17 protein-coding genes and 1 pseudogene are annotated in these 22,797 nt (G+C 71.8%); 8 read left to right on the top strand and 10 right to left on the bottom strand.

Annotation, left to right across the window (positions count from 1 at the left end):
- Nucleotides 1–9 precede the first annotated feature (9 nt).
- The 5 genes from rbsK to ACFV9O_RS03325 form a co-directional block, all read right to left on the bottom strand.
- Nucleotides 10–924 carry a ribokinase gene (gene rbsK, locus ACFV9O_RS03345; protein ID WP_385411583.1) on the bottom strand — a complete coding sequence of 305 codons (915 nt, stop codon included), beginning with the start codon at nucleotides 922–924 and terminating at the stop codon, nucleotides 10–12.
- Nucleotides 921–2,357: an ADP-ribosylglycohydrolase family protein gene (locus ACFV9O_RS03340; RefSeq protein WP_385411581.1), complete on the bottom strand. Its 1,437-nt coding sequence runs from the start codon at nucleotides 2,355–2,357 to the stop codon at nucleotides 921–923. The genes rbsK and ACFV9O_RS03340 overlap by 4 nt, the downstream gene beginning before the upstream one ends.
- Nucleotides 2,354–3,535: an ADP-ribosylglycohydrolase family protein gene (locus tag ACFV9O_RS03335; RefSeq protein ID WP_385411578.1), complete on the bottom strand. Its 1,182-nt coding sequence runs from the start codon at nucleotides 3,533–3,535 to the stop codon at nucleotides 2,354–2,356. The genes ACFV9O_RS03340 and ACFV9O_RS03335 overlap by 4 nt, the downstream gene beginning before the upstream one ends.
- A 133-nt stretch (nucleotides 3,536–3,668) precedes the next feature.
- Nucleotides 3,669–5,048 (bottom strand): ADP-ribosylglycohydrolase family protein, encoded by a 1,380-nt coding sequence (locus tag ACFV9O_RS03330; protein WP_385411575.1) that lies wholly within the window; start codon nucleotides 5,046–5,048, stop codon nucleotides 3,669–3,671.
- Nucleotides 5,030–6,040, bottom strand: coding sequence for an ADP-ribosylglycohydrolase family protein (locus ACFV9O_RS03325; protein ID WP_385411572.1), 1,011 nt, complete (start codon nucleotides 6,038–6,040; stop codon nucleotides 5,030–5,032). The genes ACFV9O_RS03330 and ACFV9O_RS03325 overlap by 19 nt, the downstream gene beginning before the upstream one ends.
- A gap of 221 nt (nucleotides 6,041–6,261) precedes the next feature.
- Here ACFV9O_RS03325 and ACFV9O_RS03320 point away from each other — a divergent pair, with 221 nt between their 5' ends.
- The 3 genes from ACFV9O_RS03320 (at nucleotide 6,262) to ACFV9O_RS03310 (ending at nucleotide 13,478) form a co-directional block, all read left to right on the top strand.
- Complete coding sequence (locus ACFV9O_RS03320) at nucleotides 6,262–6,990, top strand: VIT1/CCC1 transporter family protein (RefSeq protein WP_385411570.1); 729 nt, start codon at nucleotides 6,262–6,264, stop codon at nucleotides 6,988–6,990.
- Nucleotides 6,991–7,441: 451 nt separating this feature from the next.
- The gene (gene gltB / locus ACFV9O_RS03315; protein WP_385411567.1) at nucleotides 7,442–12,025 is read left to right on the top strand and encodes a glutamate synthase large subunit; all 4,584 of its coding nucleotides are present in this window, start codon (nucleotides 7,442–7,444) and stop codon (nucleotides 12,023–12,025) included.
- Nucleotides 12,018–13,478, top strand: a complete 1,461-nt coding sequence (locus tag ACFV9O_RS03310) for a glutamate synthase subunit beta (RefSeq protein WP_385411565.1) — start codon at nucleotides 12,018–12,020, stop codon at nucleotides 13,476–13,478. Before gltB ends, ACFV9O_RS03310 begins: the two co-directional genes overlap by 8 nt.
- A 97-nt stretch (nucleotides 13,479–13,575) precedes the next feature.
- On the opposite strand, the gene ACFV9O_RS03305 is transcribed toward ACFV9O_RS03310, so the two are convergent.
- Nucleotides 13,576–14,385 carry a hypothetical protein gene (locus tag ACFV9O_RS03305; protein WP_385411563.1) on the bottom strand — a complete coding sequence of 270 codons (810 nt, stop codon included), beginning with the start codon at nucleotides 14,383–14,385 and terminating at the stop codon, nucleotides 13,576–13,578.
- A 260-nt stretch (nucleotides 14,386–14,645) separates the two neighbouring features.
- On the opposite strand from ACFV9O_RS03305, the gene ACFV9O_RS03300 reads away from it, so the two are divergent.
- Nucleotides 14,646–15,377 (top strand): vWA domain-containing protein, encoded by a 732-nt coding sequence (locus ACFV9O_RS03300; RefSeq protein ID WP_385411560.1) that lies wholly within the window; start codon nucleotides 14,646–14,648, stop codon nucleotides 15,375–15,377.
- A gap of 96 nt (nucleotides 15,378–15,473) precedes the next feature.
- Here the strand turns inward: ACFV9O_RS03300 and katG are convergent, their stop codons facing one another.
- Complete coding sequence (katG, locus tag ACFV9O_RS03295) at nucleotides 15,474–17,705, bottom strand: catalase/peroxidase HPI (protein WP_385411559.1); 2,232 nt, start codon at nucleotides 17,703–17,705, stop codon at nucleotides 15,474–15,476.
- A gap of 247 nt (nucleotides 17,706–17,952) precedes the next feature.
- Here katG and ACFV9O_RS03290 point away from each other — a divergent pair, with 247 nt between their 5' ends.
- A complete protein-coding gene (locus tag ACFV9O_RS03290; RefSeq protein WP_385411557.1) occupies nucleotides 17,953–18,363 on the top strand; it encodes a Fur family transcriptional regulator in 411 nt (136 codons plus the stop codon).
- 40 nt (nucleotides 18,364–18,403) lie between these two features.
- On the opposite strand, the pseudogene ACFV9O_RS03285 reads toward ACFV9O_RS03290, so the two are convergent.
- Nucleotides 18,404–18,499, bottom strand: a pseudogene (locus ACFV9O_RS03285) (VOC family protein); the annotation flags it as partial.
- Between the two features lie 103 nt (nucleotides 18,500–18,602).
- Between ACFV9O_RS03285 and ACFV9O_RS03280 the strand changes: the two are divergent.
- Nucleotides 18,603–19,124: a pyridoxamine 5'-phosphate oxidase family protein gene (locus tag ACFV9O_RS03280; RefSeq protein WP_385411554.1), complete on the top strand. Its 522-nt coding sequence runs from the start codon at nucleotides 18,603–18,605 to the stop codon at nucleotides 19,122–19,124.
- Nucleotide 19,125: 1 nt separating this feature from the next.
- Here the strand turns inward: ACFV9O_RS03280 and ACFV9O_RS03275 are convergent, their stop codons facing one another.
- Both ACFV9O_RS03275 and ACFV9O_RS03270 read right to left on the bottom strand, forming a co-directional pair.
- Nucleotides 19,126–20,121, bottom strand: coding sequence for an acyl-CoA dehydrogenase family protein (locus tag ACFV9O_RS03275; protein WP_385411552.1), 996 nt, complete (start codon nucleotides 20,119–20,121; stop codon nucleotides 19,126–19,128).
- Nucleotides 20,121–21,266: an acyl-CoA dehydrogenase family protein gene (locus ACFV9O_RS03270; protein WP_385411551.1), complete on the bottom strand. Its 1,146-nt coding sequence runs from the start codon at nucleotides 21,264–21,266 to the stop codon at nucleotides 20,121–20,123. The genes ACFV9O_RS03275 and ACFV9O_RS03270 overlap by 1 nt, the downstream gene beginning before the upstream one ends.
- 62 nt (nucleotides 21,267–21,328) lie before the next feature.
- On the opposite strand from ACFV9O_RS03270, the gene ACFV9O_RS03265 reads away from it, so the two are divergent.
- Both ACFV9O_RS03265 and ACFV9O_RS03260 read left to right on the top strand, forming a co-directional pair.
- A complete protein-coding gene (locus ACFV9O_RS03265) occupies nucleotides 21,329–22,117 on the top strand; it encodes an SDR family oxidoreductase (protein ID WP_385411548.1) in 789 nt (262 codons plus the stop codon).
- Between the two features lie 58 nt (nucleotides 22,118–22,175).
- A complete protein-coding gene (locus tag ACFV9O_RS03260; protein WP_385411547.1) occupies nucleotides 22,176–22,793 on the top strand; it encodes a TetR/AcrR family transcriptional regulator in 618 nt (205 codons plus the stop codon).
- Nucleotides 22,794–22,797 lie beyond the last annotated feature (4 nt).

Below are 22,797 nucleotides of genomic sequence, written 5' to 3'. Positions count from 1 at the left end.
GGGGGGTACTCAGTGGTTGACCGGACTGTGGGCGGCGTCCGCCGCCTCGTCGATCTCCGGGCGGTACGGCATGGAGGACGAGGCACCGGGACGCTGGACGGAGAGCGCGGCGGCGGCCGAGGCCCAGGCCATCGCGGCGGGCATCGGCCTGCCCTCGGCGACGGCCACGGCGAGGGCGCCGACGAAGGTGTCGCCCGCGGCGGTCGTGTCGACGGCGCGGACAAGGGGGGCGGGCACGGTGACGGGCTCGGCGCCGCGGGCGGCGTAGAGGCTGCCCGCCGCGCCGAGGGTGATCACCACCTCCGGCACCTGGCGGAGCAGCACCTCGGCGGCGGCGTGCGGGTCGGCGATGCCGGCGAGGGCGGCGGCCTCGTGCTCGTTCGGCACCAGCAGATCGGTGGCGGCCAGCAGTTCGGGCGGCAACGGCTGCACGGGCGCCGGGGTGAGGACGGTGCGTACACCGTGGCGCCGGGCGGCCTGGGCGCCGGCGATCACGCCGTCCAGGGGGAGTTCGAGCTGAAGGAGGAGAGCGTCGGCGGTGGCGATGAGGGCCTCGTCGCCGGGGGCGAGGTGGTCGACGGTGCCGTTGGCGCCGGGGACCACGACGATCGCGTTGCCGCCCTCGTCGTCGACGACGATGTGCGCCGTGCCGGACGGGCCCTCGGCCGTGCGCAGCAGATCGGTGTCGACGCCGGAGCCGTCGAGCGTGGCCCGCAGGCGTACGCCGAAGTCGTCCGTGCCGACGGCGCCGATCATCGACACGGCGCCGCCGGCCCGGGCGGCTGCGACTGCCTGGTTGGCGCCCTTGCCGCCGGGGACCGTACGGAACTCGCGTCCCGTGACGGTCTCTCCGCGCCGAGGGGCCTTCGCGACGTAGGCGACGAGGTCCATGTTGGTGCTGCCGAGCACCACGATGCCGGTCATGGGCGGAGGTCCTCCCGGAGTGTGGTCTGAGCGGGCGTGGTCTGAGCGGGCGTGGTCCGAGCGGGTGTGGTCCGAGGGCGGGCGGTTTGCGCGAGCGTGAGGCGGGCGAGGGAGTCGAAGCCGGTGCCGTCGAAGCCGGCGACGGTGGTGGCGAGCCGGTTCTTGAGCGGCGCGGTCCACCGCTCGGGCAGCCGGTCCGGGTGCCCGGCGAGCAGCCCGGCGAGGGATCCGGCGGTGGCTCCGGTGGAGTCGGTGTCCCAGCCGCCGGACACGGCACGGCAGACGGAGCCGGTGAAGTCGCCGTCGGCATGGGTGAGGGCTGCGGCGAGGAGCGCGGTGTTCGGGATGACGTGAACCCAGTGGTAGCTGCCGTAGGCGGCGTGCAGGCGGTCCACGACATCGTCGAAGTCGCCGTGGGCGGTGGCCGTCTCGATGCCGGAGCGGACGGCTTCGGCGAGGCGCGAGCGGGGCGGGACGACGCGGAGGCCGGTGCGCAGGCACCGGTGGACGTCCGCAGTGCCGGCCGCCGCTTCGGCGAGGGCGGCGGCGGCGAACATCGCGCCGTACACCCCGTTGGCGGTGTGCGTGAGCGTCGCGTCCCGGTGCGCCTGCGCGGCGGCCGCGGCCGGGTCGCCGGGGTGCGTCCATCCGTGCACGTCGGCGCGGATGGCGGCGCCGATCCACTCACGGAACGGGTTGTGGTGGACGGCGGTGAGCGGCGGCTCGAGACCGGCGAGCAGGTTGCGGAAGGCGACGCGCTCGGCGGTGAACGTGCGGCCGGCGGGAAGTTCGTCGAGCCAGAGCCGGGCGACGTCGGCCGTGTCGAAGCCGGGCCCGTACCGCTGGAGGAGGAGCAGGTTGAGGAGGGGGTAGTTGAGGTCGTCGTCCTCGGGCATGCCGTCGATGTTCTCGGCCAGGGAGGTGGTGGCGGAGCGGCGGTTCCAGGGGTGGGCGGCGAGCAGCTCCGGGGGGACGCCCTTGGCGGTGAACCAGGTGGTGAGCGGCCAGTTGCCGGTGGCGCGGGCGAGGGCGCGGATGGCGTGGAGGGGGAGCTTTTCGACGGGCTTTCCGAGCAGACACCCGGCGGCGCGGCCGAGCCAGGCGGCGTGGAGGCGGTCGAGGTGAGCCGCATCCGGCCCCGGCGTGTCCGGCCAGTCGGGGCAGGTGGCCTTGATGGACGGCAGGTCCGTCGGCTCGTACGGCGCCGATGGGGAAGGGAGGGCGGCCAGTTCGTCCAGCAGGCGGAGGGCGAGGGCGCGGAGGTGAGGGGGCGCGGGGGTGTCCGACGCCCCCGCCGATGGCGGGGCGGAGGAGCCACCCGCCGCCTGCCAGCGCCGGGCGACGGCCGATGCGTCGCGGCCGTCCTCCGCGGCCTGGCGCAGTTCGTGGCCGACGAGGTCCTCGGGCTGGACCCAGGTGAGGCGGAGGTTCATCGGGTTTCCGTCAGGGCTTCCGTCAGACGGGCGAAGGCCGATTCGTGGGTGCGGCGGCGCTCGGTGTCGCGGGCGAAGAGCTCGTACGCGACTTCCGTCAGCGTCCGCGCCGGGGCGTGCAGGTCGAGGCGGCTGGCCTCGGCCACGGTCTTGACCCAGTCGGGCGGGACCGGCTCCTCGCCGTACAGCGCGCCCGCGATCGCGCCGGACATCGTGGCGATCGAGTCGCAGTCGCGGCCGTAGTTGACGGAGCCGAGCACCGTACGGCGGTAGTCGCCCTCGCCGACGAGCAGCATGCCGAGGGCGATCGGGAGTTCCTCGATGGCGTGGAGCCGGGACGGGCGGCGGGCCGCGAGGGACGGCGCACGGTAGTCGGGCCCGACCGTGTCGAAGGGAGCGACCGCCGCGCGCAGCGGCGCGAGGGCCGGCTCGAAGTCGCTGTGACGGGCCGCGACTTCGGCCACCGCCTCGATCGCCGAGCGGGTGCCGTCCTTGGCGAGGGAGAGACAGGCGTCGACGACGCCGGCAGGCGTCGCGCCGGGAGCGCAGGCCGCGGCGACCGCCGCCGCGAACACGCCCGCCGCCTCGCGGCCGTACGAGGACTGGTGGGCGCCCGCGACGTCCAGGGCCTCGGCGTACGCGGCGGCCGGGTTGGCGGCGTTGACCAGTCCGACGGGCGCCATGTACATCGCGGCACCGCAGTTCACGATGTTTCCGGTGCCGGCCTCGCGCGGGTCGACGTGACCGTAGTGGAGGCGGGCGACGAGCCACTTCTCGGCAAGGAAGATCCGCTGGAGGGGGAGGGCCTCGGCCTCCAGCTCAGGGATCCAGCGGGGGTTGGAGACGAGGTCGGGGACGAGGTGGTCGGCGATCGCATAGGCGTCGAGGTGGTCGCGCACGGTCGCGTACACGCGGACCAGCGCGTGCGTCATCAGGGTGTCGTCGGTGACGTGCCCGTCGCCCTTGTGGTACGGCGCGATGGGGCGGGCGGTGCGCCAGTCGTCGCCGTGCCAGGGGCCGACGATGCCCCGGACACGGCCGCCGTGGCGTTCCACGATCTGCTCAGGGGTGTAGCCCTCGACCGGGCCGCCGAGGGCGTCGCCGACGGCCGCGCCGACGAGGGAGCCCGTGATCCGGTCGTCGAGTGTCGTGACCGTCGGGAGCGCTGAGAGTGTCATGCCGGAATTGTCCACCCGGGGTGGTCGCGGGCGGGGAATGCCGACCCGGGGATTCGTGTCCGGGAATTCGCGTGCGGGACATGGTGTCCGACGGGGCCGACGGGGCTGACGGCGACGGGTTCGACCGGTCGGGTCACGCGGGCAGTGCCCCGGGTGGCCGCAGCGTGTCGGCGAGGAGTCCGGCGAGTTCCACGAGATCGGTGCCGGCGAGGCGGGGGAGGGCGCAGCCGGCAAGGGTCCTGCAGGCGTCCCGCCACGCGGCGGGCACCGCCGCGCCGCCGCCGAGCGCGCCGGTCAGCGCCCCGGCGAGGGCGGGCGCGGAGTCGGCGACGCGGGACAGACAGGCGGCGGCGGGGATCGCGCCGGCGACCTCGCCGCGGGCGGCGATGGCGAGGGCGAGGGCGACGGGGACGGTCTCGGCCGCGGCGATGCCGTAGCTGTAGACGTGGTCGACGATCTGGTGCTCCAGGAGGGGGACGAGGGAGAACGCGTCGTCGGCGTCGCGGGCGAGCTTGACGGCGTGCCGGGCGTTGCGTCCGATCTCGGTGGCCTCGGGGAGCTGGGCGAGGGCGGCGTCGACGGCGATGCCGACGGGCGCGCCGCCGAGCGCCTCGGCGACGGCCGCCGCCATGGCGCGGGCGCCGTGGACGCCGTCGCCGTCCTGGGTGTAGCGGGCGTCGAACTCGGCGAGTTCGGCGGCGGCTCGCGGATTCCCCGGATGGACGACGGCGAGGACCACGGCGCGGATGCAGGCGGCGTCGTCGAAGTAGTGCGGGTTGTCGTGGCCGGTGGCGGGCGGGCGCAGGCCGGTGGCGAGGTTGCCGAGTCCGGCGCGTACGGAGATACGGGCGCGGAGGGGGAGTACGGCGGACTCGACCTCGGGGGCGCGGGCGGCGGCCGCGGCGACATTGCCGGCGAGGGAGTTCCAGGCGAGGTCCACCGCGGCGCGCATCCGGCGGCCGAGATCCAGACCGTGGAAGTGCTCACCGGCGGCGGTGAGCACGGTCTCGGCGGCGAACGCGGCCCACTCGGCGTCGTCGGACGGGCCGAGTCGGAGGGGCTCGGGGGCCTGGTTGAGGGCGATGGGGACGGGGAGGGTGGTCGTGGCGTTCTGCTCGGCGAAGGTGTCGAGCTCGCGGGTGAGGCGCCGGGTCCACTCCGGCATCCGGCTGGCCCGGTGCCGGGCCGCGGGCCAGCCGGCGGCGTCCCCTGCGGCGAGCCCGAGGAGCAGGCCTTCGATACGAGTGCCGGTTCCGGTTACGGCCCACGTACCGGTGCCGGTCTCGGTGTCGACGGGGTCGCGGTCACGATCGCGGTCGTGGTGGGCCCGCGGTGCCTCCGGCGCGGTGGCGGGCGCGGCCTCTTCGCGGGGGCTGCCGCCGTCCGGGGCCAGGAGCGTGTCGGGGGGATCGGGGGTCTCGGACGCATCGGGTGTGTCGGGGGCGAGGTCCGGAGGCGACTCCGGGGGCCCCTGGGTGGGTTGCGGCGTGGGGTCTAGCGGGCCGGGGGGCATGAGAGGGCCTCGGTGTCGTCGTCGGGTGTGAGGAGGTCGGCGATGTCCAGGACGTGGTAGCCGCGCATGGACGGGAGGCAGCTGCCGCGGACCGGGCCGATGGCCGCGGCCCAGTCCGCGGGGATGGCGGAGGCGCCGGACATGGCCCCGGCGAGGGCGCCGGCGACCGCCGCGGTGGTGTCGGCGTCGCGGCCCATGTTGACCGCGGTCAGGACGGACGTACGGAAGTCGCCGCGGGCCGCCGCGAAGGCGCCGAAGGCCAGGCCGACGGCCTCGGGGGCGAGGTCCGTCCACGGGTAGCCGCCGATGACCACGGCGGACCGGACCGTACGTTCGCGGGCCAGGGGCTCGGGCTCGGCACGCTCCGCCGCCACGACCGCCCGCCGCATGGAGCGCGCGGTCCAGGAGTCCATCGGCACGACCGACAGCGCCGCTCCGATGATCCCGGCCGGGCCCTCGCCCGCCACGGCCGCCGCGACCCCCGCCGCCACCGCCTGGCCGCCGTAGATGCCCTCGCCGTCGTGGCTGACGCAGCCGTCGATGGCGACCAGCCGCGCGGCCTCGGCGGGGTCGCCCGCCGCGAAGACGCCGAAGGGCGCCGCGCGCATCGCGAGACCGTCGCTCCAGGCGTGCCGGTGCTGGGCCGTGATCGGGGCCGCCAGGCCGCGGCGGAGGTTCTCCAGGGTGCCCCGCTCGCTGAAGCCCGCGCCCCGGAACGGCCCCTCGTCGAGGTCCGCGATCCAGTGGTGCCACGCCTTCTCGACGTGTGAGACGGTCAGTGCCGAGCCGTGCCGGGCGAGCAGCAGCCCGGAGAAGATCGCGTACTCCGTGTCGTCCGTACCCGCGGGGCTGTCCGTCACGAAGCCTTCGATCCGGCCCCACCGGCGCCGGATCTCGGACGGCCGCATGTTCTCCGCGGGCGCCCCCAGCGCATCGCCGACAGCCAGTCCGAGCAGTGCGCCGCGAGCCCGATCGCATGCAATCCACTCCAACGCGTCACCCCTTCGTGCGGCATCGAGCCTGTCCTGGATCTCTGCCACGCGGGGTGCGCCGCGCGCTGCCCAAGGGCCGCGTGTCACTCGGCTGACCGCAGGTAAGTAAAGCCTGCCTTGCTGGCGAGCCCCTTACATCGCGCGTACTTTCGAGGTGTTGAGTGGGCGCGGGACGTACCGACGAACCCGCCCTGGGGGCAACCGGTCACAAGGGGAGAGCTGTGTCCATCATCGAAACCGAAGCGACACTTCACGAGGCGCACCGCGACAATCACACGCACCGCGATGTGAACGGCGGCTGGCTGCGTCCCGCGGTGTTCGGCGCGATGGACGGACTGGTCTCCAACCTCGCCCTGATGACCGGTGTCGCGGGCGGCGCCGTGTCCCAGCAGACCATCATCATCACCGGGCTCGCGGGGCTCGCGGCCGGTGCCTGCTCGATGGCCGCGGGCGAGTACACCTCGGTGGCCTCGCAGCGCGAACTGGTCCAGGCGGAACTGGACATCGAGCGTCGCGAGTTGCGCAAGCACCCGGTCGACGAGATGGAGGAGCTGGCCGCGCTGTACGTGGCGCGTGGCGTCGAGCCCGCGCTCGCCCGTGAGGTGGCCATGCAGCTGTCCCGGGACCCCGAGCAGGCGCTGGAGATCCACGCCCGCGAGGAGCTCGGCATCGACCCGGACGACCTGCCGTCGCCTGCCGTCGCCGCCGTCTCGTCGTTCGCCTCCTTCGCGCTGGGCGCCCTGCTGCCCGTGCTGCCGTATCTCCTCGGTGCCACCGCCCTGTGGCCCGCCGTCCTGCTCGCGCTCGTCGGGCTCTTCGGCTGCGGCGCGCTCGTCGCCAAGGTCACCGCCCGTAGCTGGTGGTTCAGCGGTCTGCGGCAGCTCGTGCTGGGCGGGACCGCTGCCGCGGTGACGTACGGGATCGGGGCCCTCGTCGGAGCGGCCGTCTGATTCCGGGCCGGGACCGCTGCTGCCCTGGTCATGGCGTCGGACCGGGCCCCGCCGCGGGCCCGCGCGGGACTTCGGTCCTGACGGTCCGGCCCGGCGGCCAGTACCCTGTGACGTACACCCGGGTGCCGAAACCCGGCACCCGGTGAGACACTATGCATGGCTCCACATAAGTAGCCGTTACCTCACGGTTTCGAGTCCTTAACGACCGGGCATGAGCCGTAAGCGCTGTGGGCAATGAAGCCTGCTCTGCATCCGGGATCACGGACGCCGATCTGTCCGCACCCGTCCCCACCTGCGCCGTAACGAGACCCGAGATCGCGGTGTCCGCATGTTGGAATGGACTATCCGCTTCCCGAGAAGCACTCCATCATGTAACCTGCACGAAATTTCAGCGGAGGGCCAACGTCGTCCCTCGGCACCACCACATGCCACGACGACGACGGGAGAGCCGATGCGTTCGTACGCCTGGTCGCCCATGGACGGTCGCCCCGCCCCCCAGGGGATGTACGACCCCCGTAACGAACACGACGCCTGCGGTGTCGGGTTCGTGGCCACCCTCACCGGTGTAGCCAGCCATGAGCTGGTCGAGCAGGCGTTGACCGTTCTGCGCAACCTGGAGCACCGCGGCGCCACCGGCTCGGAGCCCGACTCGGGCGACGGCGCCGGAATCCTCCTCCAGGTCCCGGACGCGTTCCTGCGCGAGGCCACCGGATTCGCGCTCCCCGAGGCCGGTTCGTACGCCGTCGGCATCGCCTTCCTGCCCGTGGACACCCAGGACGAGGGCGTCTCACGGATCGAGACGATCGCCGCCGAGGAAGGTCTGACCGTCCTCGGCTGGCGCGAGGTCCCCGTCGCCCCCGACCTGCTCGGCGCCACCGCCCGCTCGACGATGCCGGCCTTCCGCCAGCTGTTCGTCGCGGACGGCGAGAGCACGGGCATCGCCCTCGACCGCAAGGCGTTCGTGCTGCGCAAGCGCGCCGAGCGCGAGGCCGGGGTGTACTTCCCGTCGCTCTCCGCGCGCACCATCGTCTACAAGGGCATGCTGACCACCGGACAGCTGGAGCCCTTCTTCCCCGACCTGTCCGACCGCCGCTTCGCCACCGCCGTCGCGCTCGTCCACTCCCGGTTCTCCACGAACACCTTCCCGAGCTGGCCGCTCGCCCACCCGTACCGCTTCGTCGCGCACAACGGCGAGATCAACACGGTCAAGGGCAACCGCAACTGGATGCGCGCCCGCGAGTCCCAGCTCGCCTCGGACGCGTTCGGCTCTGCCGACAATGGACGCAGCGGGAGCGACAGGCTGGAGCGGATCTTCCCGGTCTGTACGCCGGACGCCTCCGACTCCGCCTCCTTCGACGAGGTCCTGGAGCTGCTCCACCTCGGCGGCCGCTCGCTGCCGCACAGCGTCCTGATGATGGTCCCCGAGGCGTGGGAGAACCACGACTCCATGGACCCGGCCCGGCGCGCCTTCTACCAGTACCACTCCACGATGATGGAGCCCTGGGACGGCCCGGCCTGCGTCACCTTCACCGACGGCACCCAGGTCGGCGCCGTCCTCGACCGCAACGGGCTGCGTCCCGGCCGCTACTGGGTCACCGACGAGGGCCTCGTCGTCCTCTCCTCCGAGGTCGGCGTCCTCGACATCGACCCGGCCAAGGTCGTCCGCAAGGGCCGCCTCCAGCCCGGCAAGATGTTCCTCGTCGACACGGCCGAGCACCGCATCATCGAGGACGACGAGATCAAGGCCGCCCTGGCCGCGGAGCACCCCTACCAGGACTGGCTGGAGACCGGTGAGATCGAGCTCGAGGACCTCCCCGAGCGCGAGCACATCGTCCACACCCACGCCTCGGTCACCCGCCGCCAGCAGACCTTCGGCTACACCGAGGAGGAGCTGCGCGTCCTGCTCGCCCCGATGGCCCGGGCCGGCGCCGAGCCGATCGGCTCCATGGGCACGGACTCGCCGATCGCGGCCCTCTCCGAGCGCCCGCGGCTGCTCTTCGACTACTTCACCCAGCTGTTCGCGCAGGTCACCAACCCGCCGCTGGACGCCATCCGCGAGGAGCTCGTCACCTCGCTGCGCTCGTCCCTCGGCCCCCAGGGCAACCTGCTGGAGCCGACCGCCGCGTCGTGCCGCAGCGTCACCCTGCCCTTCCCGGTGATCGACAACGACGAGCTGGCCAAGCTCATCCACATCAACGCCGACGGCGACATGCCCGGCATGAAGGCCGTGACCCTGTCCGGTCTCTACCGGGTCTCCGGCGGCGGCGACGCGCTGGCCGCCCGCATCGACGAGATCTGCGCCGAGGCCGACGAGGCGATCGAGAGCGGCGCCCGGCTGATCGTGCTCTCCGACCGGCACTCCGACGCCGAGCACGCCCCCATCCCGTCGCTGCTGCTCACCGCCGCCGTGCACCACCACCTCATCCGCACCAAGCAGCGCACCCACGTGGGCCTGCTGGTCGAGGCCGGTGACGTCCGCGAGGTGCACCACGTCGCGCTGCTCATCGGCTACGGCGCCGCCGCCGTCAACCCGTACCTGGCGATGGAGTCCGTCGAGGACCTCCTGCGCGCCGGTACGTTCATCGAGGGCATCGAGCCCGAGCAGGCCATCCGCAACCTGATCTACGCCCTCGGCAAGGGCGTCCTGAAGGTCATGTCCAAGATGGGCATCTCGACCGTCGCCTCCTACCGCGGCGCCCAGGTCTTCGAGGCCGTCGGTCTCGACGAGGCCTTCGTCGACAAGTACTTCGACGGCACGGCGACGAAGATCGGCGGCGCCGGCCTCGACGTCATCGCCAAGGAGGTCGCCGCCCGGCACGCCAAGGCGTACCCGGCCAGCGGCATCGCCCCGGCGCACCGTGCGCTGGACATCGGCGGCGAGTACCAGTGGCGCCGCGAGGGCGAGCCGCACCTCTTCGACCCGGAGACCGTCTTCCGGCTGCAGCACGCCACGCGCTCCAAGCGGTACGACATCTTCAAGAAGTACACGGAGCGCGTGAACGAGCAGTCCGAGCGGCTCATGACGCTGCGCGGCATGTTCGGCTTCAAGAGCGACCGCGAGCCGATCTCCATCGACGAGGTCGAGCCGGTCTCCGAGATCGTCAAGCGCTTCTCCACGGGCGCCATGTCGTACGGCTCCATCTCCAAGGAGGCGCACGAGACCCTCGCCGTCGCCATGAACCAGCTGGGCGGCAAGTCCAACACCGGTGAGGGCGGCGAGGACCCGGAGCGCCTGTACGACCCGGCGCGGCGTTCGTCGATCAAGCAGGTGGCCTCCGGCCGCTTCGGCGTCACGTCCGAGTACCTGGTCAACGCGGACGACATCCAGATCAAGATGGCCCAGGGCGCCAAGCCCGGCGAGGGCGGCCAGCTGCCCGGCCAGAAGGTCTACCCGTGGATCGCCAAGACCCGGCACAGCACGCCCGGTGTCGGTCTGATCTCCCCGCCGCCGCACCACGACATCTACTCCATCGAGGACCTGGCCCAGCTGATCCACGACCTCAAGAACGCCAACCCGGCCGCCCGCATCCACGTGAAGCTGGTGTCCGAGGTCGGTGTCGGCACGGTCGCCGCGGGTGTCTCCAAGGCGCACGCCGACGTGGTCCTCATCTCCGGCCACGACGGTGGTACGGGCGCGTCCCCGCTCACGTCGCTGAAGCACGCGGGCGGCCCCTGGGAGCTCGGCCTCGCCGAGACCCAGCAGACGCTGCTGCTCAACGGCCTGCGCGACCGGATCGTCGTGCAGACCGACGGCCAGCTGAAGACCGGCCGTGACGTCGTCATCGCCGCGCTGCTCGGCGCCGAGGAGTTCGGTTTCGCGACCGCGCCGCTCGTCGTCTCCGGCTGCGTCATGATGCGTGTCTGCCACCTGGACACCTGCCCGGTCGGTATCGCCACCCAGAACCCGGTCCTGCGGGAGCGGTTCTCCGGCAAGGCCGAGTTCGTCGTGAACTTCTTCCGGTTCATCGCCGAAGAGGTCCGCGAGCTCCTCGCCGAGCTGGGCTTCCGCACGCTGGAGGAGGCCGTCGGCCACGCCGAGCTGCTCGACACCACCCGGGCCGTGAACCACTGGAAGGCGCAGGGCCTCGACCTCGAGCCCCTCTTCCACGTTCCCGAGCTGCCCGACGGTGCCGCACGCCACCAGCTCGTCGAGCAGGACCACGGTCTGGCGAAGGCCCTGGACAACGAGCTGATCGAGCTGGCCGCGGACGCGCTCGCCGCGCCCTCCGCCGAGGAGGCCCAGCCGGTCCGCGCCCAGGTCGCGATCCGCAACATCAACCGGACCGTGGGCACGATGCTCGGCCACGAGGTGACCAAGAAGTTCGGCGGTGCGGGCCTGCCCGACGACACCATCGACATCACCTTCACCGGCTCGGCCGGCCAGTCCTTCGGCGCCTTCCTGCCGCGCGGTGTGACGCTGCGCCTGGAGGGCGACGCCAACGACTACGTCGCCAAGGGACTCTCCGGCGGCCGCGTCGTCGTCCGCCCGGACCGCGCCGCCGACCACCTGGCCGAGTACTCGACCATCGCGGGCAACACCATCGCCTACGGGGCCACCGGCGGCGAACTGTTCCTGCGCGGCCGCACCGGCGAGCGCTTCTGCGTCCGCAACTCCGGCGCGCTGGTGGTCTCCGAAGGCGTGGGCGACCACGGCTGCGAGTACATGACCGGCGGCCACGCCGTCGTTCTCGGCGAGACGGGACGCAACTTCGCGGCCGGCATGTCCGGCGGCATCGCGTACGTCATCGACCTCGACGAGGACAACGTCAACGTCGGCAACGTGAACGCCGTCGAGGCCCTGGACGACACGGACAAGCAGTGGCTGCACGACGTGGTGCGCCGCCACCAGGAGGAGACGGGCTCCACCGTCGCCGAGAAGCTCCTCGCGGACTGGTCCACGGCCGTGAACCGCTTCAGCAAGATCATCCCGACCACGTACAAGGCAGTGCTCGCCGCCAAGGACGCCGCTGAGCTCGCCGGTCTCTCCGAGCAGGAGACCACCGAGAAGATGATGGAGGCGGCGACCAATGGCTGACCCGAAGGGCTTCCTGACCACCGGGCGCGAGGTCGCCAAGACCCGCCCGGTGGGCGATCGAGTCAAGGACTGGAACGAGGTCTACGTCCCCGGCTCCCTGCTGCCGATCATCAGCAAGCAGGCCGGGCGCTGCATGGACTGCGGCATCCCGTTCTGCCACAACGGCTGTCCGCTGGGGAACCTGATCCCCGAGTGGAACGACTACGCCTACCGCGAGGACTGGCAGGCCGCGAGCGAGCGGCTGCACGCCACCAACAACTTCCCGGAGTTCACCGGCCGGCTCTGCCCCGCCCCGTGCGAGGCGGCGTGCGTCCTCGGCATCAACCAGCCCGCCGTCACCATCAAGAACGTCGAAGTCTCCATCATCGACAAGGCGTGGGACGCCAACGACGTCAAGCCGCAGCCGCCGGAGCGACTGTCCGGCAAGACCGTCGCGGTCATCGGCTCGGGCCCCGCGGGTCTCGCCGCCGCCCAGCAGCTGACCCGGGCGGGCCACACGGTCGCCGTCTACGAGCGCGCCGACCGCATCGGCGGACTGCTGCGCTACGGCATCCCCGAGTTCAAGATGGAGAAGCGGCACATCAACCGCCGCATCGAGCAGATGCGAGCGGAGGGCACCAAGTTCCGCACCGGCGTGGAGATCGGCCGCGACATCGACGCGGCCAAGCTGCGCCGCCGGTACGACGCCGTCGTCCTCGCGGCCGGCGCCACGACCGCCCGCGACCTGCCTGTGCCGGGCCGTGAGCTGAACGGCATCCACCAGGCGATGGAGTACCTGCCGCTCGCCAACAAGGTCGTCGAGGGCGACTTCGTGGCCCCGCCGCTCACCGCCGAGGGCAAGCACGTCGTCGTCATCGGCGGCGGCGACACCGGCGCCGACTGCGTCGGCACGGCCCACCGCCAGGGCGCGGCCTCCGTCACCCAGCTGGAGATCATGCCCCGGCCGGCGGACGAGCGCCCGGGCCACCAGCCCTGGCCGACGTTCCCGATGCTCTACAAGGTCACGTCCGCGCACGAGGAGGGCGGCGAGCGGGTCTACTCCGTCTCCACCACCCACTTCGAGGGCGACGAGGACGGCAACGTCCAGTTCCTGCACCTCATCGAGGTCGAGTTCGTCGACGGCAAGCTGACGCAGAAGCCGGGCACGGAGCGGAAGATCCCCGCCCAGCTCGTCACCCTCGCCATGGGCTTCACCGGCACGGACGTCCAGAACGGTCTCGTCTCCCAGTTCGGCCTGGAGCTGGACGAGCGCGGCAACGTCGCGCGGGACGGGGACTTCGCGACCAACGTAGAGGGCGTCTTCGTCGCCGGCGACGCGGGCCGCGGCCAGTCCCTGATCGTCTGGGCCATCGCCGAGGGCCGCTCCGCGGCACGCGGCGTGGACCGCTACCTCACGGGCGCGAGCGAACTGCCCGCCCCGATCCGCCCGACGGACCGTGCCCTGATGGTCTGAGCCCCACCCACACACGTCCCGTACAACGGCGTACGGAACTGATGCGGCGCCTGCCCCGTCCCCGACCGGACCGTAAGGGCAGGCGCCGCTGCATGTTCTACGGCCCTGCGGGCGCGGGTTCGGGTGTCGGCGCGGGCAGGATCACGGGGGCCGGGCCCGGGACCGGGGCGCTGTTGGTGAGCTTCCGTTCCACCTGCTCCAGATCCCGGATCGCGTGTTCGATGTCCTCCTCGAGCACCGAGAAGATCCTCGGCGTCTGGGGAGACGCCTCCCGGAACGTGGTGGCCCGGCGCTGTGCCGCCCGGAGGTAGTTGAGGACGTTGCGGGTGTACTCGGCCGGGGGGAATCCGACGTACTTGCTGAGCAGTGATTCCAGAGTGAGCGAAGCCTTCTGGATGTCGGTCGTCATGACGGCGAACAGGTCCCAGGGCTCCTGGTCCTCGTGCGGGACCCTCGCACGCAGCCACTCGTACGACTGGTCCCGCCGGACCAGTGCCTCGTGTACGTTGCGCCGCACCGAGAGCAGACCGAGCCTGAGTTCCGGCGGCACGGGATAGGCCTGGCCCGCGTCGATGTCGAGTGCCTTGCGGAGGTCGGCGATGTTGGTGAGGGACTTGTCGATGTCGTCGAGGGCGACGCGCAGCACCCCGATGTTCCGGTAGAACTCCGGGTCCCTGCACTGCAGATCGTGATAGCCGGCCAGCCGGTCCGCGGCTGCCCTGATGTTGCGGTCGACGAGTGCGATCTGCTCGAAGGCCCCTGTGTCCCGCAGCATTTCCAGCGCATGCTCTCCGCGCGGCCGGGTCAGTGCCTTGGCGAAACAGAAGCCGGCCAGCGAGAAGAGCGTGCCGATGACGAAGTCCTTCTCCTGGTTGAAGATGCTCCGGAGATTCTGGTAGGCGATCACGGAGATCACCACGAGAAGGCAGAGACCCGCCAGTGCCCATGCGTACTGGCCGTGCGATGGTCCACCCCTGCCAAGTAACCGCTGCAGCATCGCTCGTCCCCCTCGGCGCCGTCGCTCACAGAAGGTCAAGGGTCTTGAGGGTGGTCGGCGGTGTCAAGGGCGCACGGAGGTCGCTCGGCAGCGGCTGTGCGACCTGCTCGACTTCCCGTACATTCCTCGGTGTTGGCGCAATCGAACACCCGGCGGAACGGAGACGCACCATGGCGGGCATCAGCCTCCGGAAGATGGAGGAGACCGCCCCGGCCCTCGTGAGCCTCTACAAGAGCGCGGGTGCCTCGCTGGAGAAGCACGGGCTGAGCGGCCAACGCGCCGCGGTCTATCTGGTCGTCGACTACTCCGGCTCGATGAAGCCGTACTACAAGGACGGCAGCGTCCAGGCCCTCGCCGACCGGGTGCTCGGGTTGTCGGCCAACCTCGACGACGACGGGCGCGTACCGGTCGTCTTCTTCTCCACGGACGTCGACGCGGAGACCGAGATCGCGCTCGCGGACCACGAGGGCCGGATCGACCGGATCGACCGGATCGTCGCCGGGCTCGGCCACATGGGCAAGACCAGCTATCACCTGGCGATGGACGCGGTCATCGACCACTACCTGGACAGCGGGTCCACGGCCCCCGCGCTCGTCGTCTTCCAGACCGACGGCGGGCCCATCAACAAGCTCGCCGCGGAGCGCTATCTGTGCAAGGCGGCGAAGCTGCCGCTGTTCTGGCAGTTCATCGGCTTCGGCGACCCGGGCAGCCGGCAGTTCGAGTTCCTGCGCAAGCTGGACGAACTGGCCGTGCCGTCGAAGCGCCCCGTCGACAACGCGGGCTTCTTCCACGCGGGCGAGGACCCGCGGCGGGTGCGGGACGCCGAACTGTACGACCGGCTCGTGTCCGAGTTCCCGACGTGGCTGGCGAACGCCCGGGCGATGGGCATCGTCCCGGCGTGACAGCGGGGCTGCGGCCGGTACCTGGTGCCGCGTCGGGCCATCGGACCGAGGACGTCCGGGCCGGCCGGCACGGGCCGGCCGGCCCGGACGTCATGATCAGACGAGGTCGAACCGGTCGAGGTTCATCACCTTGTCCCACGCCGCGACGAAGTCGTTCACGAACTTCTCCTTCGCGTCATCGCTCGCGTAGACCTCCGCGAGCGCGCGCAGCTCGGAGTTCGACCCGAAGACGAGGTCGGCACGGCTGCCGGTCCACTTGACCTCGCCCGTGGCGGCGTCGCGGCCCTCGAACGTGTTCTGGTCCTCGGACGTCGCCTTCCACGTCGTGCCCAGGTCGAGCAGGTTGACGAAGAAGTCGTTGGTCAGGGAACCGGGGGCCGTGGTGAGGACGCCGAGCGGCGACTGCTGGTGGTTCGCGCCCAGGACCCGGAGGCCACCGACGAGGACCGTCAGCTCGGGGGCGCTCAGGGTCAGCAGGTTCGCCTTGTCGAGCAGCAGGTACTCGGCCGGCAGGCGGTTGCCCTTGCCGAGGTAGTTGCGGAACCCGTCGGCGGTCGGCTCGAGGGCGGCGAACGACTCCACGTCGGTCTGCTCCTGCGACGCGTCCACGCGGCCCGGAGTGAAGGGGACCTCGACGTCGAAGCCGGCGTCCTTGGCGGCCTTCTCGACGCCGGCGGCACCGGCGAGCACGATCAGGTCGGCGAGCGAGACCTGCTTGCCGCCGGTCTGGGCGGCGTTGAAGGCCTCCTGGATCCCCTCCAGGGTGCGCAGCACCGCCGCCAGCTGGTCGGGGTCGTTGACCTCCCACCCGCTCTGCGGCTGGAGGCGGATGCGCGCACCGTTGGCGCCGCCGCGCTTGTCGCTGCCGCGGAAGTACGAGGCCGACGCCCACGCGGTGGACACGAGCTGGGACACCGACAGACCCGAGGCGAGGATCCGGCCCTTGAGCGAGGCGATGTCCCCGGCGTCGACGAGTGCGTGCGTCACCGCGGGCAGGGGGTCCTGCCACAGCAGCGTCTCGGCCGGGACCTCCGGGCCGAGGTAGCGCACGATCGGTCCCATGTCACGGTGGGTCAGCTTGAACCACGCGCGGGCGAAGGCGTCCGCGAACTCGTCGGGGTTCTCGAGGAAGCGCCGCGAGATCTGCTCGTAGGCCGGGTCGAACCGGAGCGAGAGGTCGGTCGTCAGCATCGTCGGGGCGTGGCTCTTCGACGCGTCGTGGGCGTCGGGGACGGTGCCCGCACCGGCGCCGTCCTTCGGCCGCCACTGGTGCGCGCCGGCGGGGCTCTTGAACAGCTCCCACTCGTAGCCGAAGAGGATCTCGAAGAAGCTGTTGTCCCAGGTGATCGGGGTGTTCGTCCAGATGCCCTCAAGGCCGCTGGTGATCGCGTCCCCGCCCTTGCCGGTGCCGAAGGAGTTCCTCCAGCCGAGGCCCTGCTCCTCGAGCGAGGCGGCCTCGGGATCGGGGCCGACGTGATCCGCCGGGCCCGCGCCGTGGGTCTTGCCGAAGGTGTGGCCGCCCGCGATCAGGGCGACGGTCTCCTCGTCGTTCATCGCCATCCGGCGGAACGTCTCGCGGATGTCGCGGGCCGCGGCGAGCGGGTCCGGGTTGCCGTTCGGGCCCTCCGGGTTGACGTAGATGAGGCCCATCTGGACCGCGCCGAGGGGGTTTTCGAGCTCACGGTCGCCGGTGTAGCGCTCGTCGCCGAGCCAGGTGGTCTCGGGACCCCAGTACACGTCCTCGTCGGGCTCCCAGACGTCCGCACGACCGCCGCCGAAGCCGAAGGTCTTGAAGCCCATCGACTCCAGGGCGACATTGCCGGCGAGAATCATGAGGTCGGCCCATGAGAGGTTCTGGCCGTACTTCTTCTTCACCGGCCACAGCAGGCGGCGGGCCTTGTCCAGGTTTCCGTTGTCCGGCCAGCTGTTGAGGGGGGCGAAGCGCTGCTGGCCGGCCCCGGCACCGCCGCGGCCGTCGCTGATCCGGTAGGTGCCCGCGCTGTGCCACGCCATCCGGATCATGAACGGGCCGTAGTGCCCGAAGTCGGCGGGCCACCAGTCCTGCGAGGTCGTCAGCACCTCCGCGATGTCCCGCTTCACCGCCGGGAGGTCGAGGGTCTTGAACGCCTCGGCGTAGTCGAACTCCTCGCCGAGGGGGTTGGCCACGGCGGGGTTCTTGGCGAGGATCTTCAGGTTGAGCCGCTCCGGCCACCACTGGCGGTTTCCGCCGCCCTGAGTCGGGTGCGAGGCGCGCCCGTGCGCGACCGGGCAGCCGCCTGAGCCCTCCGTCTTCGCGTCGGTGACGATTGCATCGGGGTTCTCGGCCATGGAAATCCTTCCGGACTAGGCGGATCACGGTGCTCAGGAACTGCAGGCGGTGGAACAGTCGTCGGGGCACAGGCCGAGCGCGTGGACCTGCCGTACTGAAGTCTCCTGCCCCTTGGCTATCGCCGGAACCGATCCTACGATGGACAGAGTCCAGGTCAAGAAGCTCGCCGAACCCGTATCCAATCGGAACCCGGACATCTGTCAGTAAACTTCGGGTATCCCGCCGAGCCTGAATAGGTGAACCGACATGAGTGACCTGCTGCAGCGACTGCGAGGGCGTGGCTGGCGGGTGACCTCCCAGCGGCGTGTCGTTGCGGAGGTCCTCGACGGCGACCACGTGCACCTGACGGCCGACGAGGTGCACGCCCGCGCGGCACAGCGGCTGCCCGAGATCTCCCGGGCGACCGTCTACAACACCCTGGGTGAGCTGGTCTCCCTCGGCGAGGTCATAGAGGTCTCCACCGACGGCCGAGCCAAGCGCTACGACCCCAACGCACACCATCCGCACCAGCACTTGGTGTGCTCGAACTGCGGCACCATTCGCGATGTCGACCCGACCGGCGATCCGCTGGCCGACCTCCCGGCGGAGGAACGGTTCGGATTCACGGTGTCCGAGGCCGAGGTCACCTACCGCGGGCTCTGCCCGTCCTGCGCCTGACAGGACCTGTTCCACCCGTTGCCCGGTGCGGCGCCGGCCAGTGCCGCACCAGGCAGAACGGATGGCGCGCCGGGTCCGCGTACACGCTCCAGCAGCGGTCGGCCTCCCCGGCGTCGAGAAGCGTGGCGCCGAGGGCGGAGCAGTCCAGGACGGTGCACTGGAGTGCGGCGATCATTCCGCGGACGACACCCGTGGCAATCACGACAGAAGATGTCGGGTATCCACGCTTCCATGAGGCCATGACCAACAGCTGGGCAGACTTCCAGGCAGCGGAGCCGGACTTCTCCGGGACCGTGCGGCAGCGCTTCGAGAAGTACACGCACCACGTCCTCGCGACACTCCGCAAGGACGGCTCGCCGCGTGTGACCGGCCTCGAGGTGAACTTCAGGTTCGGTGAGCTGTGGCTCGGCATGATGCCGAACTCCCGCAAGGCGCAGGACCTCCGGCGCGACCCGCGGTTCGCGATCCATGCGAACCCCGGGCCCGACGCGTCCATGGAGGACGGGGACGTCCGGATCGGCGGGCGGGCGGTCGAGGTGACCGATCCGGACGTGATGGCGCGGTTCCAGGAGGCGATCGGCGAGCCGCAGCCGTTCCATCTGTTCCGGGTCGAGCTGACCGAGGTCGTACGGACCGGGGTCGAGGGCGACGAGCTCGTCGTACGGGCCTGGCAGCCGGGACGGGCACTGCGGACCGTCCGGCGCGGCAACGACGACAGTCCGCCGCGCGACGACAGTCCGCCACGAACGGACGACGCATGAGTCAGCCGGGGAGCACCGCAGCCCTGCACTGCGCGGGCGTCCCCCAGGCGTCCCGCAGCGGGCGTGCCTTGCGCAGCCAGAGGGAGAGGTCCAGCTCCTCGGTGTAGCCGACGGCGCCGTGCAGTTGGAGGGCGGTGCGGGCGGCGGCGTACGCGGCCTCGCCCGCGGCCACCTTCGCCGCGGCCACCTCGGCGGGAGCGAGGGAGAGCGCCGCCCCGTGGAGGAGCGGCCGGGCGAACTCGAGCGCGATCAGCGTGTCCGCAAGGCGGTGCTTGACCGCCTGGAACGACCCGATCGCGGCGCCGAACTGCGTGCGCTGCTTCGCGTAGGCCACCGTCCGCTCCAGCAGCGCGAGCCCGGTGCCCAGCGACTGCGCGGCCGTGGCGAGCCGCGCCCACTGGGCGGCGCGTCGCGCGGCCGTGGCGACGGCCTCCCCGGCGGCGATGACCTCCCCGCCCGCGTCGGGCACGGCGAGCCGCCGCGCCGGATCGGCGGATGCCCTGACCGGCCCGTGCCCTGGTGCGACGCACAGCCGTGCGCCGGGCACGCCGGCCCCGTCCTGCGGTTCGACGACCAGCACGCAGGTCGCCGCGTCCGCGTCGAGTACGTACGGCCCGGCCCCCGGGAGCCGCAGCGTCGCCGTCACCTCGCCCGCCGCGATGCCCGGCAGGAACCGCTTCGCCGGACCGGGCTCCCCCAGCTCCGCGAGGAGCGCGGCAGCGGCGACCGTCTCCGCCAGCGGGCCCGGTACCGCATGGCGGCCGAGCTCCACGAAGGCGACGGTGAGTTCGACGGGGAGCGGGCCCACGCCCTCGTACGCCTCGGGGACGGCCAGGGCGAAGACCCCCGCGCCGGCCAGGCGGGACCACAGCGCGCGGCCGGGCGCGGGGTCACCGGCCGCCCAGGCCCGCGCCACCGCGGCCGTGTCCGCGGCCGACAGCATCGCGTCCAGGGAGCGGCCGAAGGCCTGCTGTTCGTCGGTGAGCAGGAAGCGCATCAGCGGCGGCCTTTCGGGAGGCCGAGGAGGCGCTCGGCGATGATGTCGCGCTGGATCTCGTTCGTACCGGCGTAGATGGGGCCCGCGAGCGAGAAGACGTACCCCTCCGCCCACTCCCCGTCGGTGAACTCCCCGTCGGCGCCCAGCAGATCGAGCGCGGTCTCGTGCAGGGCGATGTCGTACTCGGACCAGAAGACCTTGTTCAGGCTGGACTCGGCGCCGATGGCCGAACCCGCCGCGAAGCGGGAGGCGTTGGCGTACGTGAAGAGCTGGTACGCCCGCGCGCCGATCACCGCGTCCGCGACCCGGTCGCGCAGCGCGGTGTCGGACGGGTCCGCGGCGGACGCCCACAGCCGTACGAGCCGGTCGGCGGCGGCCAGGAAGCGGCCGGGGGAGCGGAGCGTGAGGCCGCGCTCGTCGCCCGTTGTCGACATGGCGATACGCCAGCCCTGCCCGGGCTCGCCGATCACGTCCGCGTCCGGTACGAAGACGTCGTCCAGGAGCAGTTCGGCGAAGGCGGGCCTGCCGTCGAGCCGGGCGATCGGACGGACCGTGACACCCGGCGCACGCAGGTCGAACATCAGGTAGGTCAGGCCCCGGTGGGGCCCCCCGGCGTCGGGGTCGGTCCGGAAGATGCCGAACGCCCGGTCCGCGAAGGCCGCCCGGGACGACCACGTCTTCTGGCCGGACAGCAGCCAGCCGCCGTCCGTCCGTACCGCCCGGGACGTGAGTGAGGCGAGGTCGGAGCCGGACTCGGGCTCCGACCAGGCCTGTGCCCAGATCACCTCACCGCCGGCCATGGACGGCAGGATCCGGGCCCGCTGCTCCTCCGTGCCGTGGTCGAAGAGGGTCGGGGCGAGGAGGTTGATGCCGTTCTGGGAGACCCGGCCGGGCGCCCCGGCCGCGTAGTACTCCTCCTCGAACACCAGCCAGTGGAAGATGTCGACGCCGCGGCCCCCGTACCGCTGCGGCCAGGACACCACGGACCAGTGGTCGGCGTGCAGTTCCGCCTCCCACTCCCGGTGTGCGGCGAATCCTTCCTCCGTCTCCAGCGACGGCAGAGGTGCGGCCGGGACGTGCGCGCGCAGCCACGCGCGGGCCTCGGCACGGAACGCGTCCTCGTCCGCCGTGTGCGTCAGGTCCATGAAGCGCCCGCTCCCCTCCCGGAACCTTCCCTAACAAGTGTTTGGTAGGTTAACGTGCCCATGTGACGGACAACAAGGCTCAGTACGTACCGGGGCATGCGCTGCTGGACGGCCGTACCGCCGTCATCACCGCTGCCGCCGGGGCCGGGATCGGCGGGGCCACCGCCCGCCGCTTCCTGGAGGAAGGCGCACGGGTCCTCGTCAGCGACGCGCACGCGCGCCGCCTCGAGGAGACCGAGGGCGCACTCGCCGCGGAGTTCGGAGCGGAGGCCGTCGACGCGCAGGTCTGCGACGTCACCGACGGGGCCCAGGTGCGGGCCCTCTTCGACGAGGCGGTACGGATCCACGGGGGCCTCGACCTCGTCGTCAACAACGCGGGTCTCGGCGGCACGGCCGAACTCGTCGACATGACCGACGCGCAGTGGTCCCGCGTCCTCGACGTCACGCTGAACGGCACCTTCCGCTGCACGCGCGCCGCCCTGCGGCACATGAAGGACGCGGGCCGGGGCGGGGTCATCGTCAACAACGCCTCCGTCGCCGGCTGGCGCGCCCAGGCCGGCCAGGCCCACTACGCCGCAGCGAAGGCCGGCGTCATGGCGCTCACCCGGTGCGCGGCGGTCGAGGCGGCGGCCTACGGGGTCCGCGTCAACGCGGTATCGCCGAGCCTCGCCATGCACCCGCACCTGGTGAAGGTCACCTCGGCCGAGCTGCTGGAGGAGCTCACCGCCCGCGAGGCCTTCGGGCGGTACGCCGAGCCGTGGGAGGTCGCCAACGTCATCGTCTTCCTCGCCAGCGGCTACTCCTCGTACATGACCGGCGAGACCGTGTCCGTCAGCTCCCAGCATCCGTAGCAACGGGCAGGACATCCGTTGAAACGGGCAGGACCGGAGGCAGGACCAGAATGGGCACGTGCCTACGACGAAGAAGAAGACCCAGGTGACCGCCTCTTCGCCCGAGCGGCGCCGCGAGCTGCTCGGCATCGCCGCCGAGGTGTTCGCCGCCCAGGGCTACAACGCCACCACCGTCCGCAAGATCGCGGACGCGGCGGGGATGCTCGCCGGCAGCCTCTACTACCACTTCGATTCCAAGGAATCGATGCTCGACGAGATCCTCTCCACCTTCCTCGACGAGCTGTGGGCCGGGTACGACTCCGTCCTCGCGGCCGGGCTCGGGCCGAGGGAGACGATCGAGGCGCTGGTCACCGAATCGTTCCGGGAGATCGACCGGCACCGTGCCGCCGTCGCGATCTACCAGAAGGAGTCGAGGCACCTCTCCGCACAGCCCCGCTTCCACTATCTCGCCGACTCGCAGCAGAAGTTCGAGAAGGCGTGGCTGGGGACGCTGGAACGCGGCGTCGCCGCCCGGGTCTTCCGCGACGACCTGGACGTCCGGCTCACGTACCGGTTCGTCCGCGACACGGTGTGGGTCGCGGCCTCCTGGTACCGGCCGGGGGGACAGCACAGCCCCGAAGAGATCGCCCGCCAGTACCTGTCGATGGTGCTCGACGGCATTTCCGTACGACACTGACCCT

The sequence above is a fragment of the Streptomyces sp. NPDC059909 genome (assembly GCF_042730885.1).
GTDB lineage: Bacteria > Actinomycetota > Actinomycetes > Streptomycetales > Streptomycetaceae > Streptomyces.
The sequence above is the reverse complement of the archived record's forward strand: the minus strand, read 5'-3'. Positions and strand labels throughout refer to the sequence as shown.